The sequence below is a fragment of the Streptomyces sp. WM6386 genome (assembly GCF_000972385.1).
GTDB lineage: Bacteria > Actinomycetota > Actinomycetes > Streptomycetales > Streptomycetaceae > Streptomyces.
Window position 1 is genome coordinate 1 of record NZ_JXTE01000352.1, and the last position, 643, is coordinate 643.

1 protein-coding gene and 1 pseudogene are annotated in these 643 nt (G+C 69.8%); one reads left to right on the forward strand and one right to left on the reverse strand.

Annotation, left to right across the window (positions count from 1 at the left end; all coding sequences use genetic code 11):
* Positions 1-297, reverse strand: a 297-nt coding sequence (locus TN53_RS41665; RefSeq protein WP_046264103.1) for an FAD-dependent oxidoreductase, incomplete at its 3' end; no start/stop codon positions are given.
* On the opposite strand from TN53_RS41665, the pseudogene TN53_RS49705 reads away from it, so the two are divergent.
* A pseudogene (locus TN53_RS49705) lies at positions 269-643 on the forward strand (transposase); the annotation flags it as partial. The gene TN53_RS41665 and the pseudogene TN53_RS49705 sit on opposite strands and share 29 nt — an antisense overlap.

The window sequence follows — 643 nt, forward strand, 5'->3', positions numbered from 1 at the left end:
GCGCAGCCCGCTGCGGACGGCCAGGTCCGGGACACGGCATCCCGCGGTCCAGATCGTCACCGCGCTGGGCAGCTCGCGGCCGTCCCCGAGCTGTACGGCGTCGCCTGTCACTTCCGTCACCCCCGCCCCGGGACCTTCGAGGCCGGTCACCCCCAGCTTGGCGAGCCGGCGGGCGACCGGGCGGCGGACCCGGGCGTGCAGGGAGGGGCCGAGCACGCGGCCGCAGACCAGGGTGACCTTGCGGCCCGCTTCCGCCAGCTCGGCGGCGGTCTCGCAGTCGGTGAAAGTCGCCGCCACCGTCCCGCGCTCCACGTCCGGATACGACGCCGGACAAAAGACGCCGGGCCTAAAGAGGCACATAATAGTGGACGTGAAGGGGCTCCCGCTGTTCGTGATGGTCACCCCGGCATGCACGCCAGCGTCGCTGCCCGCGAAGCCCTCTTCCGGCTGCGTCTGATGCATCCCGAGATCACCATCGTCTGGGCCGACCTGGCCTATGCGGGCACTCTCGTCACCTGGGCCAGGTCCTTCCTCCATCTGACGATCAAGACCGTGAGCAGGCCGAAGAGTGCGAAGGGATTCGTGATCCTGCCGAGGCGTTTGGTGGTAGAGCGAAGCCTGGCGTGGTTCTTGCACACGCGCC